The 20,833-nt window shown below is 68.2% G+C and carries 20 protein-coding genes and 5 tRNA genes; 10 read left to right on the top strand and 15 right to left on the bottom strand.

The genetic code is table 11. The features are described 5' to 3' along the window. Positions 1-13: 13 nt before the first annotated feature. The 14 genes from secE to AC6CH2_RS10970 form a co-directional block, all read right to left on the bottom strand. Positions 14-391, bottom strand: a complete 378-nt coding sequence (gene secE / locus AC6CH2_RS11035; RefSeq protein ID WP_435395130.1) for a preprotein translocase subunit SecE — start codon at positions 389-391, stop codon at positions 14-16. A gap of 96 nt (positions 392-487) precedes the next feature. Next, a tRNA-Trp gene (locus tag AC6CH2_RS11030) sits at positions 488-563 on the bottom strand. A gap of 150 nt (positions 564-713) precedes the next feature. Next, entirely contained in the window at positions 714-1,904 is a 1,191-nt protein-coding gene (gene tuf / locus AC6CH2_RS11025) for an elongation factor Tu (protein WP_498269288.1), read from the bottom strand. A gap of 73 nt (positions 1,905-1,977) precedes the next feature. Then, positions 1,978-2,053 (bottom strand) — tRNA-Thr (locus AC6CH2_RS11020). Positions 2,054-2,148: 95 nt separating this feature from the next. After that, positions 2,149-2,223 (bottom strand) — tRNA-Gly (locus AC6CH2_RS11015). A gap of 184 nt (positions 2,224-2,407) precedes the next feature. After that, a tRNA-Tyr gene (locus AC6CH2_RS11010) sits at positions 2,408-2,493 on the bottom strand. A 127-nt stretch (positions 2,494-2,620) separates the two neighbouring features. Beyond that, positions 2,621-3,712: a redox-regulated ATPase YchF gene (ychF, locus tag AC6CH2_RS11005; protein ID WP_498269287.1), complete on the bottom strand. Its 1,092-nt coding sequence runs from the start codon at positions 3,710-3,712 to the stop codon at positions 2,621-2,623. Positions 3,713-3,797: 85 nt separating this feature from the next. Next, positions 3,798-4,379, bottom strand: coding sequence for an aminoacyl-tRNA hydrolase (gene pth, locus AC6CH2_RS11000; RefSeq protein ID WP_498269286.1), 582 nt, complete (start codon positions 4,377-4,379; stop codon positions 3,798-3,800). Positions 4,380-4,438: 59 nt separating this feature from the next. Then, the gene (locus AC6CH2_RS10995) at positions 4,439-5,098 is read right to left on the bottom strand and encodes a 50S ribosomal protein L25/general stress protein Ctc (RefSeq protein WP_498269285.1); all 660 of its coding nucleotides are present in this window, start codon (positions 5,096-5,098) and stop codon (positions 4,439-4,441) included. 171 nt (positions 5,099-5,269) lie between these two features. Beyond that, positions 5,270-6,229: a ribose-phosphate diphosphokinase gene (locus AC6CH2_RS10990; RefSeq protein ID WP_057918906.1), complete on the bottom strand. Its 960-nt coding sequence runs from the start codon at positions 6,227-6,229 to the stop codon at positions 5,270-5,272. A gap of 84 nt (positions 6,230-6,313) precedes the next feature. Next, positions 6,314-6,390: transfer RNA gene (locus AC6CH2_RS10985), tRNA-Gln, on the bottom strand. After that, positions 6,353-7,291, bottom strand: a complete 939-nt coding sequence (gene ispE, locus AC6CH2_RS10980) for a 4-(cytidine 5'-diphospho)-2-C-methyl-D-erythritol kinase (protein ID WP_498269284.1) — start codon at positions 7,289-7,291, stop codon at positions 6,353-6,355. The genes AC6CH2_RS10985 and ispE overlap by 38 nt, the downstream gene beginning before the upstream one ends. A gap of 76 nt (positions 7,292-7,367) precedes the next feature. After that, positions 7,368-8,051, bottom strand: a complete 684-nt coding sequence (gene lolB / locus AC6CH2_RS10975; RefSeq protein WP_498269530.1) for a lipoprotein insertase outer membrane protein LolB — start codon at positions 8,049-8,051, stop codon at positions 7,368-7,370. A 5-nt stretch (positions 8,052-8,056) separates the two neighbouring features. Then, positions 8,057-9,721, bottom strand: a complete 1,665-nt coding sequence (locus AC6CH2_RS10970) for a tetratricopeptide repeat protein (RefSeq protein WP_498269529.1) — start codon at positions 9,719-9,721, stop codon at positions 8,057-8,059. 332 nt (positions 9,722-10,053) lie between these two features. Between AC6CH2_RS10970 and hemA the strand changes: the two genes are divergently transcribed. From hemA to AC6CH2_RS10930, 8 genes are all read left to right on the top strand, one after another. Further along, on the top strand, positions 10,054-11,379 hold the full coding sequence (gene hemA / locus AC6CH2_RS10965; protein WP_498269283.1) for a glutamyl-tRNA reductase: 1,326 nt from the start codon (positions 10,054-10,056) through the stop codon (positions 11,377-11,379). Between the two features lie 68 nt (positions 11,380-11,447). Further along, the gene (gene prfA, locus AC6CH2_RS10960; protein ID WP_435395304.1) at positions 11,448-12,530 is read left to right on the top strand and encodes a peptide chain release factor 1; all 1,083 of its coding nucleotides are present in this window, start codon (positions 11,448-11,450) and stop codon (positions 12,528-12,530) included. 243 nt (positions 12,531-12,773) lie between these two features. After that, a complete protein-coding gene (locus AC6CH2_RS10955) occupies positions 12,774-13,232 on the top strand; it encodes a GNAT family N-acetyltransferase (RefSeq protein ID WP_498269282.1) in 459 nt (152 codons plus the stop codon). 66 nt (positions 13,233-13,298) lie between these two features. Further along, a complete protein-coding gene (locus AC6CH2_RS10950; RefSeq protein WP_498269281.1) occupies positions 13,299-15,023 on the top strand; it encodes an O-linked N-acetylglucosamine transferase, SPINDLY family protein in 1,725 nt (574 codons plus the stop codon). Positions 15,024-15,117: 94 nt separating this feature from the next. After that, complete coding sequence (moaB, locus tag AC6CH2_RS10945; protein WP_498269280.1) at positions 15,118-15,636, top strand: molybdenum cofactor biosynthesis protein B; 519 nt, start codon at positions 15,118-15,120, stop codon at positions 15,634-15,636. Positions 15,637-15,641: 5 nt separating this feature from the next. Then, complete coding sequence (locus AC6CH2_RS10940; RefSeq protein ID WP_498269279.1) at positions 15,642-16,022, top strand: helix-turn-helix domain-containing protein; 381 nt, start codon at positions 15,642-15,644, stop codon at positions 16,020-16,022. Further along, a complete protein-coding gene (gene ppk2 / locus AC6CH2_RS10935; RefSeq protein ID WP_498269278.1) occupies positions 16,019-16,798 on the top strand; it encodes a polyphosphate kinase 2 in 780 nt (259 codons plus the stop codon). The genes AC6CH2_RS10940 and ppk2 overlap by 4 nt, the downstream gene beginning before the upstream one ends. A 146-nt stretch (positions 16,799-16,944) precedes the next feature. After that, positions 16,945-17,157, top strand: a complete 213-nt coding sequence (locus AC6CH2_RS10930) for a hypothetical protein (protein ID WP_498269277.1) — start codon at positions 16,945-16,947, stop codon at positions 17,155-17,157. 1,487 nt (positions 17,158-18,644) lie between these two features. On the opposite strand, the gene AC6CH2_RS10925 is transcribed toward AC6CH2_RS10930, so the two are convergent. Beyond that, the gene (locus AC6CH2_RS10925; RefSeq protein WP_498269276.1) at positions 18,645-19,388 is read right to left on the bottom strand and encodes a helix-turn-helix domain-containing protein; all 744 of its coding nucleotides are present in this window, start codon (positions 19,386-19,388) and stop codon (positions 18,645-18,647) included. Positions 19,389-19,501: 113 nt separating this feature from the next. On the opposite strand from AC6CH2_RS10925, the gene AC6CH2_RS10920 reads away from it, so the two are divergent. Both AC6CH2_RS10920 and AC6CH2_RS10915 read left to right on the top strand, forming a co-directional pair. Beyond that, positions 19,502-19,945: an AbrB/MazE/SpoVT family DNA-binding domain-containing protein gene (locus AC6CH2_RS10920; protein ID WP_498269275.1), complete on the top strand. Its 444-nt coding sequence runs from the start codon at positions 19,502-19,504 to the stop codon at positions 19,943-19,945. Beyond that, entirely contained in the window at positions 19,942-20,808 is an 867-nt protein-coding gene (locus AC6CH2_RS10915) for a DUF2145 domain-containing protein (RefSeq protein ID WP_498269274.1), read from the top strand. The genes AC6CH2_RS10920 and AC6CH2_RS10915 overlap by 4 nt, the downstream gene beginning before the upstream one ends. The last annotated feature ends 25 nt before the right edge of the window (positions 20,809-20,833 follow it).

Here is a 20,833-nt window from a genome sequence, read left to right as displayed (position 1 = left end):
GTCGGTCGTCTCCTCAACGCGACAGCAGGAACTTGACCGCAGCCTGGATCACATAATCGAAGCCGGACAGGATGAGGCTGAGAATCGCGACCGCGATCATGACCACCCAGGTGGTCTTGAGCGCTTCTTCGCGGGTCGGCCAGACCACCTTGCGCAACTCGAAGCGCGATTCCGAGAGGAATTCGCGGGTCTGTGCACCCTTGGTGGAAAACATGAACACCACCGCGCCGGCGAGCAGGCCGGCCACGACCACGCCGCTGCGCAGCGGGCCGCTCCAGTTCTCGAACCAGAGGTAGGCGAACACACCGCCCAGCGCAAGCGCCAGCGCGAGCGCGTACTTGGCGATATCACCGGCACCGCCGGATTTATGTTGTTCGGCCTTGCTGTTCATTCTCGGGGCGATTCCCTCGCGAAAGCCCGCCCATCCCTGCGCGGCCCTTTCAATGCATTCCAGTCGCCGGATCGTCCGAGCCGGCTCGGTATCGAGTGGCACGCCAGGAGGGACTCGAACCCCCAACCTGCGGTTTTGGAGACCGCTGCTCTGCCAATTGAGCTACTGGCGTACGTCTTTGAAGTCTTCAACCCGGCGCGGCGCCCGAATCGGGCCCGGACCGGGCGGATATTCCAAGGTGTACTAAACAACGAAGGCGGACCGGGTTGCCGGCCCGCCGTTCGCGGCTTGCGGCGGCCTTGCGACCGCCGCGATGGTGCGATTACTTGATGATCTTGGCCACGACGCCGGCGCCGACGGTACGACCGCCTTCGCGGATCGCGAAGCGCAGGCCTTCGTCCATCGCCACCGGGTTGATCAGCGTGACCACCATCTTCACGTTGTCGCCCGGCATCACCATCTCGACGCCCTCCGGCAGCTCGCAAGCGCCGGTGATGTCGGTGGTGCGGAAGTAGAACTGCGGACGGTAGCCCTTGAAGAACGGGGTGTGACGGCCGCCTTCGTCCTTCGACAGCACATAGACTTCGGCTTCGAACTCGGTGTGCGGCTTGATCGAACCCGGCTTGCACAGCACCTGGCCGCGCTCCACGTCGTCGCGCTTGGTGCCGCGCAGCAGCAGACCGGCGTTGTCGCCCGCCTGACCCTGGTCGAGCAGCTTGCGGAACATTTCCACGCCGGTGACCGTGGTCTTCTGGGTCGGACGGATGCCGACGATTTCGATTTCGTCGCCCACCTTGACGATGCCGCGCTCGATACGGCCGGTCACCACGGTGCCGCGGCCCGAGATCGAGAACACGTCTTCCACCGGCATCAGGAACGGCTTGTCGACGTCGCGTTCCGGCTGCGGGATGAAGCTGTCCAGCGCGTCGACCAGGCGCAGGATCGACGGCACGCCGATTTCGCTCTGGTCGCCTTCCAGCGCCAGACGCGCCGAACCGTGGATGATCGGGGTGTCGTCGCCCGGGAACTCGTACTTGCTCAGCAGCTCGCGCACTTCCATCTCGACCAGCTCGAGCAGCTCGGCGTCGTCCACCATGTCGGCCTTGTTCAGGAACACGACGATGTACGGCACGCCGACCTGACGCGACAGCAGGATGTGCTCGCGGGTCTGCGGCATCGGGCCGTCAGCGGCCGAGCACACCAGGATCGCGCCGTCCATCTGCGCCGCACCGGTGATCATGTTCTTCACGTAGTCGGCGTGGCCCGGGCAGTCGACGTGCGCGTAGTGGCGCGTCGCCGATTCGTATTCCACGTGCGCCGTCGAGATCGTGATGCCGCGCGCCTTCTCTTCCGGCGCCGCGTCGATCGCGTCGTAAGCCTTGAACTCGCCACCGAAACGCTCGGCGCCCACCTTGGTCAGCGCCGCCGTCAGCGTCGTCTTGCCGTGGTCGACGTGGCCGATCGTGCCGACGTTCACGTGCGGCTTGGTGCGCTCGAATTTACCCTTAGCCATGGCTGTCGCTTCTCGTATGTGGGTCTGTATGTCGCGGCGGCTGTTGGTAAAGCAGCCTTAGTCTTGCGTTGGATGGTGCTCACGAAAGGAATCGAACCTTCGACCTCCTCCTTACCAAGGAGGTGCTCTACCGACTGAGCTACGTGAGCGTGAAACCTGGTTGTCGCCGCCCGCCTGCGCGGGCTGTACTGCAATGGGACCGGTGCGCGCGAATTCAACAGCTATCGTCGATCGAGTCGTCCAATGGAGCGGGAGACGGGATTCGAACCCGCATTATCAGCTTGGAAGGCTGAGGCTCTAACCATTGAACTACTCCCGCGCCGCATACAGCCGCTACAGCGTTGGAACTCGGACGCGCAACTTCGAAGAACGTGCAACTTTAAACCGAAACCGGCGCCGGCGATATCCTTGCCGCGATATCGACGAACCGATCCACTCGTGCCTCCGCGCCAGCATCCGTCGAACTGCGAAACCCGACGAACGATTGCCTGTCGCGATGAAACTGGTGGAGGGAGGTGGATTCGAACCACCGAAGGCGTAAGCCAGCAGATTTACAGTCTGCCCCCGTTGGCCGCTTGGGTATCCCTCCAAAAGAGCCCGTAATTCTGGCGCGCGTTCTTCAGGAAGTCAACGCGTTTTCACACAACTTTTTCCGGAATCTTGCCGCGCCGGCCGAACCGGCCGCCGGGCAGCCCCGAAACGGCCGCATAGTGTACTCAGACATTGAACCGGAAGTGCAGTACATCGCCCTCCTGGACGCGATATTCCTTACCCTCCAGGCGCAGGCGCCCGGCATCGCGGGCCCCGGCCTCGCCCTTGTACTTGATGAAATCGTCGTAGGAGATGGTTTCGGCGCGGATGAAGCCTTTCTCGAAGTCGGTATGGATCACGCCCGCGGCCTGCGGCGCGGTCGAACCGGCCTTGACCGTCCAGGCGCGCACTTCCTTGACCCCGGCGGTGAAGTAGGTCTGCAGGCCCAGCAGCTCGTAGCCGGCGCGGATCACCCGGTTGAGGCCGGGCTCGGCCAGGCCCAGGTCGGCCAGGAAGGTGTCGCGGTCGGCGTCGTCGAGCTGGCTCAGCTCTTCCTCGATCGCGGCCGAGACCGGCACCACCTGGGCGCCCTCGAGCTTGGCGCGCTCGCGCACGGCGTCCAGGTGCGGGTTGTTCTCGAAACCGTCCTCGAGCACGTTGGCGACGTACATCACCGGCTTGAGGGTCAGCAGGAACAGGTCGCGCAGCGCGGCCTTGTCGTCCTCCGACAGGTTCAGCGCGCGCGCCGCCTTGCCGGCGTCCAGGCCCTCGCGCACGCGGCCGAGGACCTCCTTGCGCACGATCGCTTCCTTGTCGCCGGTCTTGGCCGAGCGCTCGGCGCGCTGGTAGGCCTTCTCGACGCTTTCCAGGTCGGCCAGGGCCAGCTCGGTATCGATGGTCTCGATATCGGCGATCGGGTCGACCTTGTTGTTGACGTGGATGACGTCCGGGTTCTCGAAGCAGCGCACCACGTGGGTGATCGCGTCGACTTCGCGGATGTGGGCGAGGAACTTGTTGCCCAGGCCCTGCCCGCTCGCGGCGCCGGCGACCAGGCCGGCGATGTCGACGAATTCGACCGCGGTCGGCAGCAGCTTCTGCGGCTTGACGATCTCGGCCAGCGCGTTCAGGCGCGGGTCCGGCACCGGCACGGCGCCGACGTTCGGCTCGATCGTGCAGAACGGGAAGTTGGCCGCGGCGATCCCGGCCTTGGTCAGGGCGTTGAAAAGGGTCGACTTGCCCACGTTGGGCAGGCCGACGATGCCGCATTTGATACCCATGGTTTAGATCCGGGATTCGTGATTCGGGATTTGGGATTGGGAACTCCGGGGCGACGGCGCCTGGCGAATCCCCAATCCCGAATGCCTAACTACGAGGCGTATGCAACCGGGTCATGGCGTCCATCAGATTGCCCTGCACGACCAACGGCATGACCTCGATGGCGTCGTCGATCGCGCGCAGGATCGTCGCCTCGTCGTCCTTGCCGGGGCGGCCGAGCACCCAGGGGGTGACCTTGTCCTTGTGGCCGGGGTGGCCGATGCCGATGCGCAGGCGGTGGAACTTGCCGTGGCCGAGCAGTTGGATGGTGTCGCGCAGACCGTTCTGGCCGCCGTGGCCGCCGTCGAACTTGAGCCGGGCGGTGCCCGGGGCGAGGTCGAGCTCGTCGTGCGCCAGCAGCGCTTGCTCGGGTTCGATCTTCCAGTAGCGCAGGGCCGCGGTGACCGACTTGCCCGACAGATTCATGAAGGTGGCCGGCTTGAGCAGCCAGACCGGGCGCCCGGCGATCTCGATCTTCGAGGTTTCGCCGAACAATTTCGATTCCAGGCCGAACCGGCCGCCGAACTTTTCGTTCAGGGCGTCCACAAACCAGAACCCGGCATTGTGCCGGGTCCGGGTGTGTTCCGGCCCCGGGTTGCCGAGGCCGACGATCAGGCGCAGGTCTGCCATCGCGTAAGACTATCCGTGTACGCAAACCGGCGCGCCGGTCGGGGCGCGCCGGTCCGCGATCACTTCTTGTCTTCGTCCTTCTTGGCGACCTTCGCGGCCGGCACTTCGGCGACCGGCGCGTCGACGGCCTCTTCGGCCTCTTCCTTGCCGTGCTTGGCGATCACGACGGCGACGTCGTGTTCCTTGCCCAGCTTCAGCTCGGGGATCTCGACGCCCTTCGGCAGCTTGAGCTCCGACAGGTGGACGATGTCGCCGACGGCGAGCGCGGACAGGTCGATCTCGATGAACTCCGGCAGGTCCTTCGGCAGGCAGCTGACTTCGACTTCGTTGAGCTCGTGGGTCACGACGACGTCGGCAGCCTTGCCGGCCGGCGACTTGTCTTCGTTGAGGAAGTGCAGCGGCACTGCGACGCGGATGGCCTGGTTCTCGTCCACGCGCTGGAAGTCCAGGTGCATGATGATCTGCTTGTACGGGTGGCGCTGCATATCGCGCAGCAGCACGCTCTCGCTCTTGCCGTCGACATCGAGGGTCAGGATCGAGGAGTAGAACCACTCGTGCTGGCTGGCCAGCCACACTTTCTCGTGATCGAGCTGGACCGGCTGCGGCGCGGCCTTGCCGCCGTAGATGATGGCCGGGATGCTGGCGGCACGACGCAGGCGGCGGCTCGCACCCTTCCCCTCGACGTTGCGGCCAGTGGCCTTGATGATGTGTTCGGACATTTTTATTTACTCACTTTGCAACATTAGGATCGCCTCGCGGCGATTTGGAGACTCATCCGCGACCAGATGAGCCTGGATCGGGACCCGGGACTCGGGACTCGGGACTCGAAAGGCAAAAGCCGACGCTTCAGCGCTCACGAGTCCCGAGTCCCGAGCCCCGAGCCCCTGGATTCAATCCACGTACAACGAACTGACCGACTCGCCGAAGGCGATGCGGCGGATCGTTTCGGCCAGCAGCTCGGCGACGCTGAGCTGGCGGATGCGGCCGGTGGCGCGGGCCGCGGCGGTCAGCGGAATGGTGTCGGTCACCACCAGCTCGTCCAGCTGCGACTTCATCACGTTGTCGATCGCCGCGCCCGACAGCACCGGATGGGTGCAGTAGGCGACGACCTTCAGCGCGCCCTGCGCCTTCAGCGCCGCCGCGGCGGCGCACAAGGTGCCGGCGGTGTCGACGATGTCGTCGACCAGCACGCAGGTCTTGCCCGACACGTCGCCGATGATGTTCATCACCGTGGCGACGTTGGCGCGCGGGCGGCGCTTGTCGATGATCGCCAGGTCGGCGTCGTCGAGGCGCTTGGCGATCGCGCGGGCGCGGACCACGCCGCCGACGTCGGGCGACACCACGACCATGTTGTCGGTGCCGTGCGCGCGCCAGATGTCGGCGAGCAGCAGCGGCGAGGCGTAGACGTTGTCGACCGGGATGTCGAAGAAGCCCTGGATCTGGTCGGCATGCAGATCGACCGTGAGCACCCGGTCGGCGCCGACGGCGCCGAACATTTTGGCCGCGACCTTGGCGGTGATCGGCACGCGCGAGGAGCGCGGGCGGCGATCCTGGCGGGCGTAGCCGAAGTACGGCACCACCGCGGTCACGTTGGCCACCGAGGCGCGCTTGAGCGCGTCGATCAGGACCAGCAGCTCCATGAAGTTCTCGGCGGTCGGCGCGTTCGTCGACTGGATGACGAACACCTCCTGGCGACGCACGTTCTCTTCGATCTCGACCTGCACCTCGCCGTCGGAGAAACGCCCCACCAGGGCCTTGCCGAGGCGGATGCCGAGCTCCTTGCACACGGCCTCGGCGAGCGGACGGTTGGCATTACCGCTGAATACCAGCAGGTTTCGATCGTTTTGCACTGTTTTCTCCGCTTCGCTCTGACCGTGGCGGCTGGTGACGATGGGAAGGCGGGAAATCCACGATTCCCAACTTCCGGCATTCGATGGCAGGGGCGGTAGGATTCGAACCTACGAATGCCAGGATCAAAACCTGGTGCCTTGGGCCTCTTGGCGACGCCCCTGCGGAAGATTTGCCTCGAGTGCGGCGCACAGCGCGGAACGCCCTGCACCGCCCGCCGTCCAGGCTCGCAGGCCGGAAGGCAGTTCCGCCAGCGCTGCCTCGGCGGATTCGCGCTGCGCGAACTCGACGAAACACCCGCTGCCAGAGCCGGTCAGGCGTGGCGAACCGATCTGCGACAAAGCGGCGAAGGCGGCCTCTACGGCAGCTTCGCGCTTGCGCAGCACCGGCTCGAACGCATTCCCGAGCGGCTTACCCGAAACGAAGTCCGACATTGTCGCGGGCGCGGCATCCCGCGTCAATTCGGACGATTGAAACAGGGCCGCGGTCGGCGCATGCACCCCCGGGTCGACCAGCACATACCAGGCCGGCGCCAGCGCGAGCGGCTGCAACGTCTCGCCGATGCCTTCGGCCCAAGCGTTCTCACCGCGCACGAAGACCGGCACGTCGGCGCCGAGGCGCAGCCCGAGTTCGGCCAGGCGATCGACGCCGAGATTCGTGCCCCACAAGGCGTCCAGGGCGACCAGGACGGTGGCCGCATCGGACGAGCCGCCGCCGAAGCCGCCGCCGGCCGGAATGCGCTTTTCGACGACGATATCCGCACCTTTAGAGCTTTTGGCTTCACTTTTGAGCAGCAGAGCGGCGCGCACGGCGAGGTCGTCGCGCTCGGCCACGCCCGCCACCGAGGCGCCGTGGCGTATCACCCGCCCGTCCGCGCGCGGACGCAGGCGAATCGTGTCGCCCCAGTCGAGGAGACGGAACACGGTCTGCAGCAAGTGGTAACCGTCGGCCCGGCGGCCGGTGATCCGCAGGAACAGGTTCAGCTTGGCCGGCGCAGGCCAGACCGACCAGTTCGACTCGGTCGGCTGGGCCGGCTCGCTCGACACGGCAAAAGGGACGGACATGATCGGATCGCGGCTCGGTCGGGAGTGTCGGGGCGTTAAGGATCGGACTCGAAAGCGCCGGGGCGAGGACGCGCGATCAGCGTCCGGCGGCGTCGGGCGCCGGCACGGCCTGGGCGCCTTGCCACTCGTCGACGATCAGGCGCACGCGGGCCTCGCCGCGGCGCGCGTCCAGGCGCGACGGCAGGTCGCCGACCGGCGCCCACTCGTAAGCGATGCTCCAGCCGGCCTGCTCGATCGACCGCGGACGGCCGTCCGGGCCGGCGACGATCCGCGGCGCGGCACCGGCGGCGGCCGGCACGGCGCGCAGCCAGTCGGCCAGGGCCTCGACCGGAATGTCCCAGCCGGTGGCCTCGTGCAGCACCGCGGCGGCATCGGCGCCTTCGCGCGGGCCGCCTTCGAGGCCTTCCAGCCGCGCCGCGCCGGGGCCTCCGGCGAGGCGCCAACTCTGCCGGGTGACCGGCGCGCTCAGCGCGACTTCATAGCGCTCGCCGCGCTGGTTCCATTCGATCCGGCCGCTGCCGCCCTTGCCGGCGTTGGACACGGCGATGCGGCCGGTCAGCGACCACTCGCCGTCGGCGCGGACCCGGGCGATGCGCCCGGCTTCGCGCTCGGCCGCGACAGCGGCCGGCAAGGCCTCGGGCGCCGGACGTTTGACGCCGTGTCCGGCGCAGGCGCTCAGCACCACGGCCAATGCGACGAGCGCGACCGACTTCGCCGCACGCGAAGCAGCGGACGCCCAGGCGCGCGAACCGGACGACAGCGCGCTCACAGGCCGAGCTTCTTCAGCGCTCGCAGCAGCGAGCGGTTGTCGGGGTCGATCTTGCGCGCCTGCTCGAAATACTTGCGCGCTTCTTCGCGCTTGCCGCTCTGCCACAGCACCTCGCCGAGGTGGGCGGCGATTTCGGCGTCCTTCTGCATGGTCAGGGCGCGGCGCAGCTCGGTTTCGGCCTCCTTGATGCGGCCGATGCGATACAGCACCCAGCCGTAGCTGTCGACGATCGCGTAATTATCAGGCTCGGCGTTGCGCGCGCGCTCGATCAGCTCCAGCGCTTCCTGGAAGCGCGTGGTGCGGTCGGCCAGGGTGTAGCCGAGTGCGTTGAGCGCGGCGATGTTGTCGGGCTCGGCCACCAGGATGCGGCGGAAGTCGGCCTCGGCGCGGTCGATCTCGTCGCGGCGCTCCCAGCTCAGCGCGCGGGCGTAGAGGATTTCCGGCTCGTCCGGGAACGCGGCCAGTCCGCGCGCGAAGGCATCGTTCTCGCCGGCGTCGTTCTTGTCTTCGGCGTGCAGGTTGGCCTCGACGATGTAGGCGTCGCGGCGCGCGTCGTCGCCGGTCGAAGCGTCGGACTGGATCGCGCGCAGATTGGCGTAGGCCTCGTCGTTGCGCTTGAGCTTGTGCAGCACGTTGCTGCTGCGCAGGCGCGCGATCGAACGCGGCTGCCCGGCCGGCACGCCCTGGTACCAGGCCAGCGCCTCTTCGTAGCGTTCGAGGAATTCGGCCAACTGCCCCAGCAGCAGGCGCCGCGACGGATCCGGCTTGGCCGCATTCGCGCGCAGCTCGTCGTAGAGCCTGGTCAGGGTCGGCTTGTCTTCGGCGCGTGCCAGGTAGGACGCGCGCAGCGAATAGGTTTGCTCGTCCTGCGGGCCGCGCGCCAGGGTCGCGGCGACCGCCTGGAAATCGTTCATCGCCTCGTACTGCTCGGCGATCAGCGCGCGCAGGTTGCTGTCGCGATCGGCCAGGCCGGCGATGCTCTGCAGCATCTGCCGGGCTTCGTCGTTCTTGCCCGACTCGCGCAACTGGCTCACCCGCAACAGCGCCACGCGCGGCTCGCCGGGGAAGCGGTCGACCACTTCGGCGACGATGCGTTCGGTCAGTTGCGGCTGGTCCAGACGCTGGGACAGGCCGCCGAACGCGACCCAGGCCATCAGGTTGCCGGACGGGATCTTGCCGCCGTCGACGAGCTTCTCGAGCACGCGCGCGGCCTGTTTCGGGTCCTTCGAGCCGGTGGTCAGCACGATCAGGGCCTGGCGCCAGCCGGCCTCCGGGTCGCTCTCCATCAGAGTATTGAGCTGGCGCAGGGCGGCGCGGTCGTCGCCGCGGCGCAGCGACAGGGTCGCCTCGGCGGCGCCGATCGAGCTGCCCTTGCCGCCGAGCTTGCGCCACAGCGCCAACGCGTCCGCGGCCAGCGCGTCCTGCTTGGCGATCACGGCGATGCTGGTCGCGCGCTCGGCCAGGCCGACGTCGTCGGCGGCGCGCGCGGCCTTCAGATAGGCCTCGGCGGCTTCGTTCAGCTTGCCGGACTGCAGCGCGAATTCGCCGCTCAACAGCGGTTCGAGCGAGGCCCCGGTCGGGTCCTTGGCGGCGCGCGCCTGGATCGTCGACTTGGCCGTGGCCAGGGCGGCGGCCGGCACCGGCGTCGCCGGCTCGGCCACCGCGCTGCCGAGCCAGCCGCTCAGGGCCAGGGCCAGCGCGGCGCAGCGCAGAATCCGGCGCGAACCGGCCTCGGCGCCGGCGCTGCGCACGGCCTCGGCCGGGCCTTCGCTGCGCTCATCGCTGCCGTCTATTGGACCGATCGAGCAAATCGAATCGTAGAGAACCACGTCGGGACCAGTGGGCCGGTAGAATGGCGGCCTTCAGCAGCCCGCAGCTTATCGCAAGCACCTGAACCGATGTCCCGCGACGCACGCCGCCAGATGAAACTTTTCAGCGTCGCCGCGACGGCGGTGTACTGCGTCCGCCGCCCGGGATCCAGGCGCGCCCACCGATGAGTCTGTTCGTCCTAGGCATCAACCATCAGACCGCGCCGGTCAGCCTGCGCGAGCGAGTGGCGTTTTCCGGCGAGGCCGTCGCCGCCGCGCTCGACGCCCTGCGCGCGCTCGCCCCGGTGCGCGAGGTGGCCCTGCTGTCGACCTGCAACCGCACCGAGCTTTACGCGGTCGCCGACGACGACGGCCGCGCGCTCGCCGACTGGCTGGCCACCCACCCGGACGACGCCGGCGATCTGCACGCCTACCTGTATCGTCATCGCGATGCCGACGCCGTGCGCCACCTGTTCCGGGTCGCGACCGGGCTCGACTCGCTGGTGCTCGGCGAGCCGCAGATCCTCGGCCAGGTCAAGGACGCCTGGGCGACCGCGCGCGCCGCCGGCACCCTGGGCAGCCAGCTCGACCGCTTGTTCCAGCAGGCCTTCTCCACCGCCAAGCGCGCGCGCACCGACACCCGCATCGGCGCCAACCCGGTGTCGGTCGCCTCGGCCGCGGTGCGCCTGGCGCAGGAATCGTTCGCGCGCCTGGAAGACTCGACCGTGCTCCTGGTCGGTGCCGGCGAAACCGTCGAACTGGCCGCGCGGCATCTGGTCCAGGCCAGGGCCAGGCGCCTGCTGATCGCCAACCGAACCCTCGCCCACGCCCAGGACCTCGCCACTCGCCACGGCGGCGTAGCCCTGCCGCTGAGCGAGCTCGAACGCCACCTGGGCGAAGCCGACATCGTGCTGTCGGCGACCGCCAGCCGCGAGCCGATCCTGCACCGCGCCCAGGTCGCCGCCGCGCTCGCCACCCGCAAGCACCGGCCGATGCTGTTGCTCGACCTGGCCGTGCCGCGCGACATCGCCGCCGACGTGGCCGAACTCAAGGACGTGTTCCTTTACACCGTCGACGACCTGGAACGCGCGATCGAAGACAACCGCCGCAGCCGCCGCGAGGCCGCCACCGAAGCCGAGGCCATCGTCGAGCTGCAGGTCGCCCGCTTCGTCGAGACCCTGGCCGCGAGCACGCGCACCGCCCCGATCAAGCGCCTGCGCGACCACGGCGACGCCGCGCGCGAGGAAGTGCTGGCGAAGGCGCGCCAGCAGCTGGGCGCCGGCCAGGATCCGGCCGAGGTGCTGAACTTCCTCGCCCACACCCTGACCAACCGCCTGCTGCACGCCCCGACCGTGGCCCTGCGCGAAGCCGCGCTGACCGGCAACCCGGAGCTGGCGCGGGCCGCGGACAAGTTGTTTCCGGCAGCCGGACTCGGGACCGGGGACTCGGGGCCAGAAGCCAGGGCCGGCGAAACCAGGGCCGGCGATACGGAACCGAACGACGAGCGTTAGCGACGCGCCACGAGCGCCCTGCTTCGCTGTTGCCGTTACGAGTCCCCAGTCCCCCGAGCCCCGCCAGAATGTCGCCTACCCTACGCCGCAAGCTCGAAGCCCTGGCCGAACGCCGCGAAGAACTCGAGCGCCTGCTCGCCGATCCCGGCGTGATCGGCGACAACGACCGGTTCCGCAAGCTCTCGCGCGAATTCGCCCAGCTCGAACCGGTCGCCGTGGCCCTGGCCGAGGAAGCGCGGGCCAAGGCCGACCTCGCCGCCGCCGAGGCGATGCGCAACGATCCAGAGCTGCGCGAACTGGCCGACGAGGAAATCGCCGCAGCGCAGGCGCGCCTGGAGCAGCTCGACGTCGAACTGCTGGCGCATCTGATTCCGAAGGACGCGCGCGACGAAGGCGACCTGTACCTGGAAGTGCGCGCCGGCACCGGCGGCGACGAAGCGGCGATCTTCGCCGGCGACCTGTTTCGCATGTATGCGCGCTACGCCGAGCGCCAGGGCTGGAAGGTCGAGGTCGAGTCGTCCAATCCCGGCGAGCACGGCGGCTACAAGGAAATCATCGCCCGCGTCGAAGGCCGCGGCGCGTACTCGAAGCTCAAGTTCGAATCCGGCACCCACCGCGTCCAGCGCGTGCCCGAAACCGAATCGCAGGGCCGCATCCACACCTCGGCGGCGACCGTGGCGATCATCGCGGTCGAGCCGGAGGGCGAGCCGATCGAGATCAATCCGGCCGACCTGAAAGTCGACACCTTCCGCTCTTCTGGTGCGGGCGGCCAGCACGTCAACAAGACCGAGTCGGCGATCCGCATCACCCACATCCCGAGCGGCGTGGTGGTGGAGAACCAGACCGAGCGCAGCCAGCACGCGAATCGCGACAAGGCGCTCAAACGCCTGCAGGCGATGCTCGCCGACGCCGCGGCGGCGAAGGCCGCGGCCGCGCAGGCCCAGGACCGGCGCCTGCAGGTCGGCAGCGGCGACCGCAGTCAGCGCATCCGTACCTACAACTTCCCGCAGGGCCGCATCACCGACCACCGGGTCGAAGGCCTGACCCTGTACGACCTGCCCAACATCGTCGCCGGCGATCTGGACGGCTTGATCGGGCGGCTGATCCACGAGCACCAGGCCGACGAACTGGCGCGCTTGTCGGCGGGTTGAGGCCCGCTCTCGGGAGGGGCCAGGTGAGGGCTCGCCCTGCCGCCGCTCTCAAACCGAAGCCCCATTCCGCCGCGCATGACGCCGCGCCGAATGGAGCCATATTGCGCCGACGAGCTGAGCCAAAGCCTCCGCGACGCCCGCGCCTTGTGCGCGGCTGCGCGATTCGTCGAAGTCGCGCCACGCCGTCATGACGCCGCGCGCGTCCAACGGCCATAATCCGACTTCTCCCGCCGGATCGCCGCCATGAGCCTCTCAGTTCGCCGCGCAACTCTCGACGATCTCGATCTGCTGGCCCGGCTGTTCGATCACTACCGGCACTTCTACACCCAGCGCCACGACGAAAGCGTCTCGCGCGCCTTTATCGGCGAGCGCCTCGGCCGCGGCGACTCGGTCGTGCTGCTCGCGACGCTCGACGGCGCCGACGGCGCCGGCTTCACCCAGTTGTACCCGACCTTCTCCTCGGTGCGCGCCGCGCGGGTCTGGGTGCTCAACGATCTGTTCGTCGATCCGGCCGCGCGCCGGCGCGGCGTCGCCCAGGCCCTGCTCGACGCCGCCACCGGTTTCGCCCGCGCCGACGGCGCGGCGCGGCTGGAACTGGAAACCGACCACGACAACCTCAGCGCCCAGGCGCTGTACGACCGGGTGGGCTGGCAACGCTACGACGGCACCTTGCGCTATCACCTGCCGCTCGATGCGGCCTGACCGCGCCATGGGCCACGCTTGCGTGCCGACCCCCGGCCTGTCCGCCGCGATCAAGGCACTGGCGCCATGAGCGACCCGCGCCCGGCGCTGCGCCATGCGCTGCAGCGCAATCCCGGCGACGCCATGGCTTGGATCATGCTGGCCGAGCACGAACTCGATGCCGGCGATGCGCGTGGCGGCGAAGCGGCGGCGCGGCGCGCCCTGGGCCTGCGCCCGGGCCATCCCGAGGCGCTCGCGCGCCTGGGCCGGGCGCAGTGGATGCAGGGCCGCCGCGACGACGCCGTCACCAGCCTGCGCGCGGCCGCGCGCAACGCGCCGCAGCATCCGGGCATCGCGGTGTGGCTGGCGCATGCGCTCGAAGACGTCGGCGATGCCGAGAGCGCACTTGAGGCTTATACCCATGCCTATGCCCTGGCGCCGCGCGAACCGCAGCTGGCGGCCTATTTGCTAGCGTGGCGACGCAAGCTGTGCGATTGGCGCGATCTCGACGCCCTCGCCGGCCAGGTCCGCGACGCAGTCGCGCGCGGTCTGGCCTCGGTCGAACCCTTCGCCTTCCTCAGCGAGGACGCCAGCGCCGCCGAGCAACGCCGCTGCGCCGCACTGCGCGCGAGCGTGATCGCCGCCAGCGTGCGGCCGCTGCCGCCGGCGCCGCATAAAGACGCCTCGGCGCCGATCCGGGTCGGCTTTCTCTCCAATGGCTTCGGCGCCCATCCGACCGGCCTGCTGACCGTCGCCCTGTTCGAGGCGCTGCGCCGGCGCGGCGGCATCGAGCTGCATCTGTTCGCGCTCAACCGCGACGACGACAGCGCCATCCGCCGCCGCCTGCATGCCGCGGCCACCGCCCTGCACGACGTCGCCATGCAACCGCATGTCCAGGTCGCCGCGGCCATCCGCCGCGCCGGCATCGACGTGCTGTTCGACCTGCGCGGTTGGGGCGGCGGCGGCGCGCCGGAAGTCCTGGCGATGCGGCCGGCCCCGGTGCAGGTCAACTGGCTCGCCTATCCGGGCACATCGGCGGCGCCGTGGATCGACTACGTATTGGCCGACCGCTACGTATTGCCGGAAGCGCTCGGCACCGATTTCAGCGAGACTGTGGCCTGGCTGCCGCGTTGCTTCCAGCCGTCCGACACCACCCGCGAAGCGGCCGCGCCGCCGAGCCGCGGCGATTGCGGCCTGCCCGACCGCGGCGTGGTGTTCTGCTGCTTCAACAACAGCTACAAGCTCAATCCGCGCAGCGTCGCCCGCGCCCTGGCGGTGCTGCGCGGCGTGCCCGGCAGCGTGCTGTGGCTGTTGTCCGGCCCGGGCCGCGCCGACCAGCGCCTGCGCGATTTCGCGACCCGCCAGGGCATCGCGCCCGAGCGCCTGGTGTTCATGCGCAAACAGCCGCATGCCGACTATCTGGCGCGGCTGCGCCATGCCGACCTGTTCCTCGACACCGATCCCTACAACGCCCACACGACCGCTTCCGATGCGATCTGGGCCGGCTGCCCGGTGCTGACCCGGCCCGGCGCGACCTTCGCCGCGCGCGTGGCCGGCAGCCTCAATCATCACCTCGGCCTGGAATCGATGAACGTCGCCGACGACGGGGCCTTCGTCGCCCGCGCGGTCGCGCTCGGCAACGACCCGGCCGCGCTGCAGGCCCTGCGCGCCGAACTCGCCGCGCGCCGCGGCGACAGCGGCCTGTTCGACATGGACGCCTTCGCCGTCGATTTCGCCGCGATGACCATGGCGATGGCGCGCAGGCAGCGCAAGGGCGAAGCGCCCGCGCCACTGCGCGGTCCGGCGCGCTGACGCAGCGAATGCGGCGCGCTCGACCGGCTCGCCGGTGCTCCGTCGCCGATGTCGGCTCGCCCCACCTCCACCCGCTTTGCGCTAGGCTGCGCGCATGACCGCAGAACGCGATTTCATCCCCCTCTCGCTGTGCGTGCTGACCGTTTCGGACTCGCGCACCCTGGCCGAAGACAGTTCCGGCGACTATCTCGTCCAATCCCTCACCCAGGCCGGCCATCGCCTCGCCGAGCGCAAGCTGCTGCCCGACGACCGCTACAAACTGCGCGCCGCGGTGTCGCAGTGGATCGCCGACGACGGCATCGACGGCATCCTGGTCACCGGCGGCACCGGCTTCACCGGTCGCGACTCCACCCCCGAGGCCCTGCTGCCTTTGCTCGACAAGGAAATGCCCGGCTTCGGCGAGCTGTTCCGCGCGATCAGCTACGACGAAATCGGCACCTCGACCCTGCAATCGCGCGCCTTCGCCGGCTTGGCCAACGCGACCTTCGTGTTCTGCCTGCCGGGCTCGACCTCGGCCTGCCGCACCGCCTGGGAAAAGATCGTCAGCGCCCAGCTCGACGCACGCACCCGCCCCTGCAACCTCGCCACCCTGCGTCCCCGCCTCAAGGAGTGATCGGCATGCCGCTCGACACCACCCTGCGTCTGTTGGCCAAGGCTCGCGGCCTCAACGCCACCGACATCGCCACCGCGATTCCGCGCGCCGGCGTGGCCACGGTCAGCGCCTGGCTGCGCGGCGACAAGCTGCCCGGCAAGGACCAGCTCGACGCCCTGGCGCGCGCCTTCGGCGTGCCGGCCGGGGCGCTGCTGTCGGAACTCGCGAGCACGCTCGACCCGGCCCGCACCCAGGGCGAGCACGACCTGCTCGCCGCGTATCGCGCGCTCAACACACGCCAGCAGAGCGCCTTGCTCGAAGTCGCCACCGGCCTGGCCGGCACCAAGCGCAGCGCCGCACCGCGCACGGGCACGGGCACGGGCACGGCAAAGAAGGCCAGGCGATGAGCAAGCTCAAGCGCAAGGACTACGAAGCGCAGTTGGAAGCCCTGCAATTGGAACTGGTCGCCATGGCGCGCTGGTTGCAACACAGCGGCCGCCGCGTAGTGGTGCTGCTGGAAGGCCGGGACACCGCCGGCAAGGGCGGCGCGATCGGCGCCTTGTCCGAGCACCTCAATCCGCGCCAATGCCACATCGTCGCCCTGTCCAAGCCCAGCGAGCGCGAAAGCGGCCAATGGTATTTCCAGCGCTACGTGCCGCATCTGCCGGCCGCGGGCGAGATCAGCCTGTTCGACCGCAGCTGGTACAACCGCGCCGGCGTCGAGCAGGTCATGGGCTTCGCCAAGCCCGAACAGGTCAAGGCTTTCCTGCGGCAGGCGCCGGTGTTCGAGAAACTGCTGGTCGACGACGGCATCCTGCTGTTCAAGTACTGGCTGTGCTGCGACCAGGAACAGCAGGAAGAACGCTTCGCCGAACGCCTCGACGACCCGCTCAAGCGCTGGAAGCTGTCGCCGATCGATCTGCAGGCGCGTCATCATTACGACGACTACACCCGTGCCCGCGAGGCCATGCTCAAGGCCACCCACAGCCGTCATGCGCCGTGGACTCTGGTCGATTTCAACGACCAGCGCCAGGGCCGGCTGACTCTGATCCGCGACCTGCTGTCGCGCCTGCCGGACACCGATCTCCCGCCGTCCGAGCTCGAGTTCGAGCCGCTCAAGGGCAAGCCGTCGAAAGAGAAATACGGGATGCTGAAGCCGATTCGGGCGGCCAAGAAGGGCTGAGACGTTCGCGCGGGCGCGGCGGGCGCTCGCGGCAGCCCGATTCCATGCGAGTCTTCCGTCTGTAGAAGCGACGCAGTCGCGACCGCAGTGCTACGGTCTCGCTTCGCCGACTTGGGCTCTTTGCAGGAGCGACGTGAGTCGCGACCGTGACCTCGCACTATCGCGCCGATTCTGGCCGCAGCCTGGTCAGGGTAGGAGCGGCGCAAGCCGCGACATCGCCGCCACAGTCTTGCAGCGCATCTTTCAGGAAAGATCTGGATCTGGATCTGGATCAGATCAAGATCAAGATCAAACCCAAAGCTTCCGCCACTAAAGCGGCGGGTTACTTTCTTTTGTCTAAAGCAACAAAAGAAAGGTAACCAAAGAAAAATGCTTTGTTTTGAATCACAAGCCCGCACGAGCGATGCCGACGCAGGGATTTTTCATACGGGACATCCCTGTCCCGATGAAAAACGGCCCGCATCCCTGCGGGCCGCCCTCCGGGTCTTCGATTGCCTTCGCGAATGCCCGGCTACGCACAGCAACAGCGGCCAAGACTAAAGCCGGCATGGGGAATCAGGTGCGGCGAGACCATCCCTGTAGGAGCGGCGTGAGCCGCGACCACGGGACGCGCAGAGGTGCCAGGGCGGATGTCGTCCATCGAAGCGGCGAACTCTCGCCAGGGTAGGAGCGGCGCAAGCCGCGACCGCGTCGTTACGGTCTCGCGGCGCATCGTTCATCGAACGATGATCAAAGATCAAGATCAAAATCCAAAGCTTCCGCCACTAAAGCGGCGGGTTACTTTCTTTTGTCTAAAGCAACAAAAGAAAGGTAACCAAAGAAAAATGCTTTGTTTTGAATCACAGGCCCGCACGAGCGGTGCATCCGCGGTGTTTTTTCATACGGGACCTCCCTGTCCCGATGAAAAACGGCCCGCATCCCTGCGGGCCGCCCTCCGGGTCTTCTTTGGCCTTCGCTAGTTCGCGGCGGCGCACAGCAACAGCAACAGCAAAAGGCGAAGTGAGCAGCACGTCGCCGCCATCCCCTGTAGGAGCGGCGTGAGCCGCGACCACGGAACGCCCAGAGAGACAGGGCCTGCCACTGATCGAATCGTCGCCTATCGCAGGGTAGAAGCCTCCGGCGGCGGCTGTTGCTGTTGCTGTTGAAGCTTGGCGCAATGTCGAACTCGCGATGCGACCGTAGGCCCAAAGGGCGCCGCGCAGGACGTGCGGCGTTTTCCGATAAGGCAGGGACGTCTTATCGGAATCTCCCGGCGACAGCTGCGAACTCGCAGGAGAGCTCTGTCAAGGAAGGCCTTTTCTTTGGTTGGCTATCTTTTGGGCCAGCAAAAGAAAGTCATCCAGCCGCGCCAGCGGACGGAAGCTTTAGATGTTGGTGTTGCTTCAAAGCCCGACGACAAGAAGCGCCGCAACGGTAGACAGCGTGGTCGCGACTTGCGTCGCTCCTACCCTGGCGATGACACGCCGCTTCGGCTGCTGACGACAGCCTGGTTACCCATGCGCGTCCAGCGGTCGCGGCTTACGCCGCTCCTACAGGGGTACTGCCGGCAAGGAAGGCCATTTCTTTGGTTGGCTTTCTTTTGGGCCAGCAAAAGAAAGTCACCCGGCCGCGCCAGCGGACGGAAGCTTTGGATGTTGATGTTGCTTCAAAGCCCGACGGCAAGAAGCGCCGCAACGGTAGACAGCGTGGTCGCGACTTGCGTCACTCCTACCCTGGCGATGACACGCCGCTTCGGCTGCTGACGACAGCCTGGCTACCTATGCGCGTCCAGCGGTCGCGGCTTACGCCGCTCCTACAAGGGACTACCGGATGATTGCGCGAGGCCGATGCACAGCCACCCCACTCCTCAATCGCCCTGCGACCGCCGATACGGCTGGAACAACTGCAGCAACCACGGCTTCTGCGCCAGTACCAGACTCACGCCGACCCGCTCCTGCGCGCTCAGGGAGGCATCGCGCGCCAGCAGGGCGTCGAACTCGCGCGCGACTTCGCCCAGGCGCTGCTTGAGTTGGCGGATACCGGCGATGCTGAGCGCGCCGCTCAGTAGCAACAGCACGTCCTGTTCGCCGTCGAAAGGGTCGGCGAAATAGTCGCCGAGCATGCGCAGGCGGAAGTGCCGCTCCATCGGGCCGTCGGCGCGCCAGCGGAAATTGCGCGCGGTCAACGGCCGGCCGCGGTTGCCGGGCATCAGCTCGATGATGCCGAGGCGGTCCAGCCGCACCAGCAAGGCCGTCCACTTGACGTCGTCGAAGGTGAAATGCGCCTGCACGTCGGCCTGCTTCCAGCGGTTCAGGGTCAGGAACAAGGCCAGCAGCAGGGCCGGATCGTCGACCAGGGCCTGCTCCTGCTCTTCGCTGAGCGTGGCCATCGGCGCGCGGCCGCGGCCGGCCTCGGCGCTGAGTTCGACCAGGCCGATATCGAGCACGTCGCAGATCTGCTCCAGCCTCTGCAGGCTCATCGCCCGCCGCGAGAACATCCGCTTGACCGCCGCTTCGCTGAGCCTCAGGCGCACGGCCAGGTCGCGGTAGGTCAGGTCCTGGGCGCGCAGGAAGCGCTTCAGGCCGTCGATCAGTTCGATGGAAATCGCCATGCGTATCAAAATACGCTACTGCATGGCGAATTCCGAGACACTTTGTCGATGATTATTGCATTCGCCGTGTACCCCGCCGAGGCTGGCCCCGAACCTTCACGGGACGGAGCGAGATGCCAAGGATTGCGAACCGGTTGCTGACCCTCGCCCTGTCCGTTTCGGCCGCCGCTGGCCTGCCGGCAGGGACGCCGGCCTTTGCTGCGGTGCAGTCCGACGGCCTCAGCCGTCAGTCCGAGCTCAGCCTCAACGCCTCGGTCGAGGTGCCGGCCGCGGCGGCACGGGCCCTGTCGGCCGGCGCGGCCTTCTCGGTCGCCGGCGTCGAGGCCAGCGCCGAGGGCGTGACGCTGACCGTCTCGGCGGTCGGCATCGGCACCTCGTTCGCGGTGACGCTGTCGGCGCAGGCGGCCAAGCGGCTCGGCCTCCGGGTCGGCGAGGCCCTTACCGTGTCGGCGGTCGCCGGCGGCTGGCTGCTCAGCGGCGCCGACGGCGGCGCGCTGTGCTTCATCCCCAACGAACGCGCCCGCGCGCTGCTGCACAGCGAACGGATCGGCGCATGAGCGCTCAGCGCGCCGTGATGGGCTCCTACGGATTCGCGACCTGCAGGACGCTGATGGTCGCCTTGGCGGTGGTGGTGCTGGGAGTGTTGCCTGCACAGGGACGTGCGGGCACTCGCTGCGAGAGCCAGGCCGTCACCCCGCAGAAACTGGCCGCGGCGGCGCAGACCGCGCTGACCGTCGCCGCCGCGCTCGAGCAACGCGACGCGCCCGCCGCGCTGGTGGCCCGGGTCGGCACCGACCTGTCGGCGCAGGGCCTGGTCTACAGCCATGTCGGTTTCGTCGTGCGCGACCATGCCGCCGGCCGCTGGACCGCAGTGCATCTGCTCAACGAATGCGGCAGCGACCGCTCCAGCCTGTACGCGCAGGGCCTGGTCAATTTCTTCGCCGACGACCTGGTCACCCAGGACGCGCGCATCATCTGGCTGCAACCGGCCCAAGCCGAACGCCTCGCCGCGCGCCTGCACGGCCTGCCGGACCGCAGCCTGCATCAGCCCCGCTACAACCTGATCGCACGGCCCGGCAGCGCCGACTACCAGAACTCCACCGCCTGGGTGCTAGAGCTGTTCGCCGCCACCCTCGCGGACGCCTCCGCGGCCGCGCATCGGCGCGAGGCCTATCGCGCCGCGCTCGACGACGGGTTTCGTCCGGATCGCATCCAGATCCCTTACCCCAAGCGGGTGCTCGGCGGCTTGTTCAGCGCCAATATCGCTTTCGGCGATCACCCGATCGGCACCCGCCTCGCCGGCGACTACCCGGTGGTGACGGTGCGTTCGATCGTCGAATACCTGGCGCGCAGCGGCCACGTCAGCGAGCAGCGCGAATGGCGCAACGGCCGCTTGATGGCGACGCCGGGCGCGTTGTAATCCGATCCGGCCGGCTATCGCTCAG

Source organism: Lysobacter sp. GQ73 (assembly GCF_059758755.1).
This window is presented reverse-complemented; position numbering and strand designations above follow the sequence as displayed.

Coding starts and splice junctions, on each gene's coding strand:
- tuf (WP_498269288.1), bottom strand. CDS start 1,904: ATGGCTAAGGGTAAATTCGAGCGCACCAAGCCGCACGTGAACGTCGGC.
- AC6CH2_RS10940 (WP_498269279.1), top strand. CDS start 15,642: ATGCCGCTCGACACCACCCTGCGTCTGTTGGCCAAGGCTCGCGGCCTC.
- secE (WP_435395130.1), bottom strand. CDS start 391: ATGAACAGCAAGGCCGAACAACATAAATCCGGCGGTGCCGGTGATATC.
- moaB (WP_498269280.1), top strand. CDS start 15,118: ATGACCGCAGAACGCGATTTCATCCCCCTCTCGCTGTGCGTGCTGACC.
- AC6CH2_RS10995 (WP_498269285.1), bottom strand. CDS start 5,098: ATGTCCGAACACATCATCAAGGCCACTGGCCGCAACGTCGAGGGGAAG.
- ispE (WP_498269284.1), bottom strand. CDS start 7,291: ATGTCCGTCCCTTTTGCCGTGTCGAGCGAGCCGGCCCAGCCGACCGAG.
- ychF (WP_498269287.1), bottom strand. CDS start 3,712: ATGGGTATCAAATGCGGCATCGTCGGCCTGCCCAACGTGGGCAAGTCG.
- hemA (WP_498269283.1), top strand. CDS start 10,054: ATGAGTCTGTTCGTCCTAGGCATCAACCATCAGACCGCGCCGGTCAGC.
- AC6CH2_RS10950 (WP_498269281.1), top strand. CDS start 13,299: ATGAGCGACCCGCGCCCGGCGCTGCGCCATGCGCTGCAGCGCAATCCC.
- AC6CH2_RS10915 (WP_498269274.1), top strand. CDS start 19,942: ATGAGCGCTCAGCGCGCCGTGATGGGCTCCTACGGATTCGCGACCTGC.
- AC6CH2_RS10920 (WP_498269275.1), top strand. CDS start 19,502: ATGCCAAGGATTGCGAACCGGTTGCTGACCCTCGCCCTGTCCGTTTCG.
- AC6CH2_RS10925 (WP_498269276.1), bottom strand. CDS start 19,388: ATGGCGATTTCCATCGAACTGATCGACGGCCTGAAGCGCTTCCTGCGC.
- pth (WP_498269286.1), bottom strand. CDS start 4,379: ATGGCAGACCTGCGCCTGATCGTCGGCCTCGGCAACCCGGGGCCGGAA.
- ppk2 (WP_498269278.1), top strand. CDS start 16,019: ATGAGCAAGCTCAAGCGCAAGGACTACGAAGCGCAGTTGGAAGCCCTG.
- AC6CH2_RS10955 (WP_498269282.1), top strand. CDS start 12,774: ATGAGCCTCTCAGTTCGCCGCGCAACTCTCGACGATCTCGATCTGCTG.
- prfA (WP_435395304.1), top strand. CDS start 11,448: ATGTCGCCTACCCTACGCCGCAAGCTCGAAGCCCTGGCCGAACGCCGC.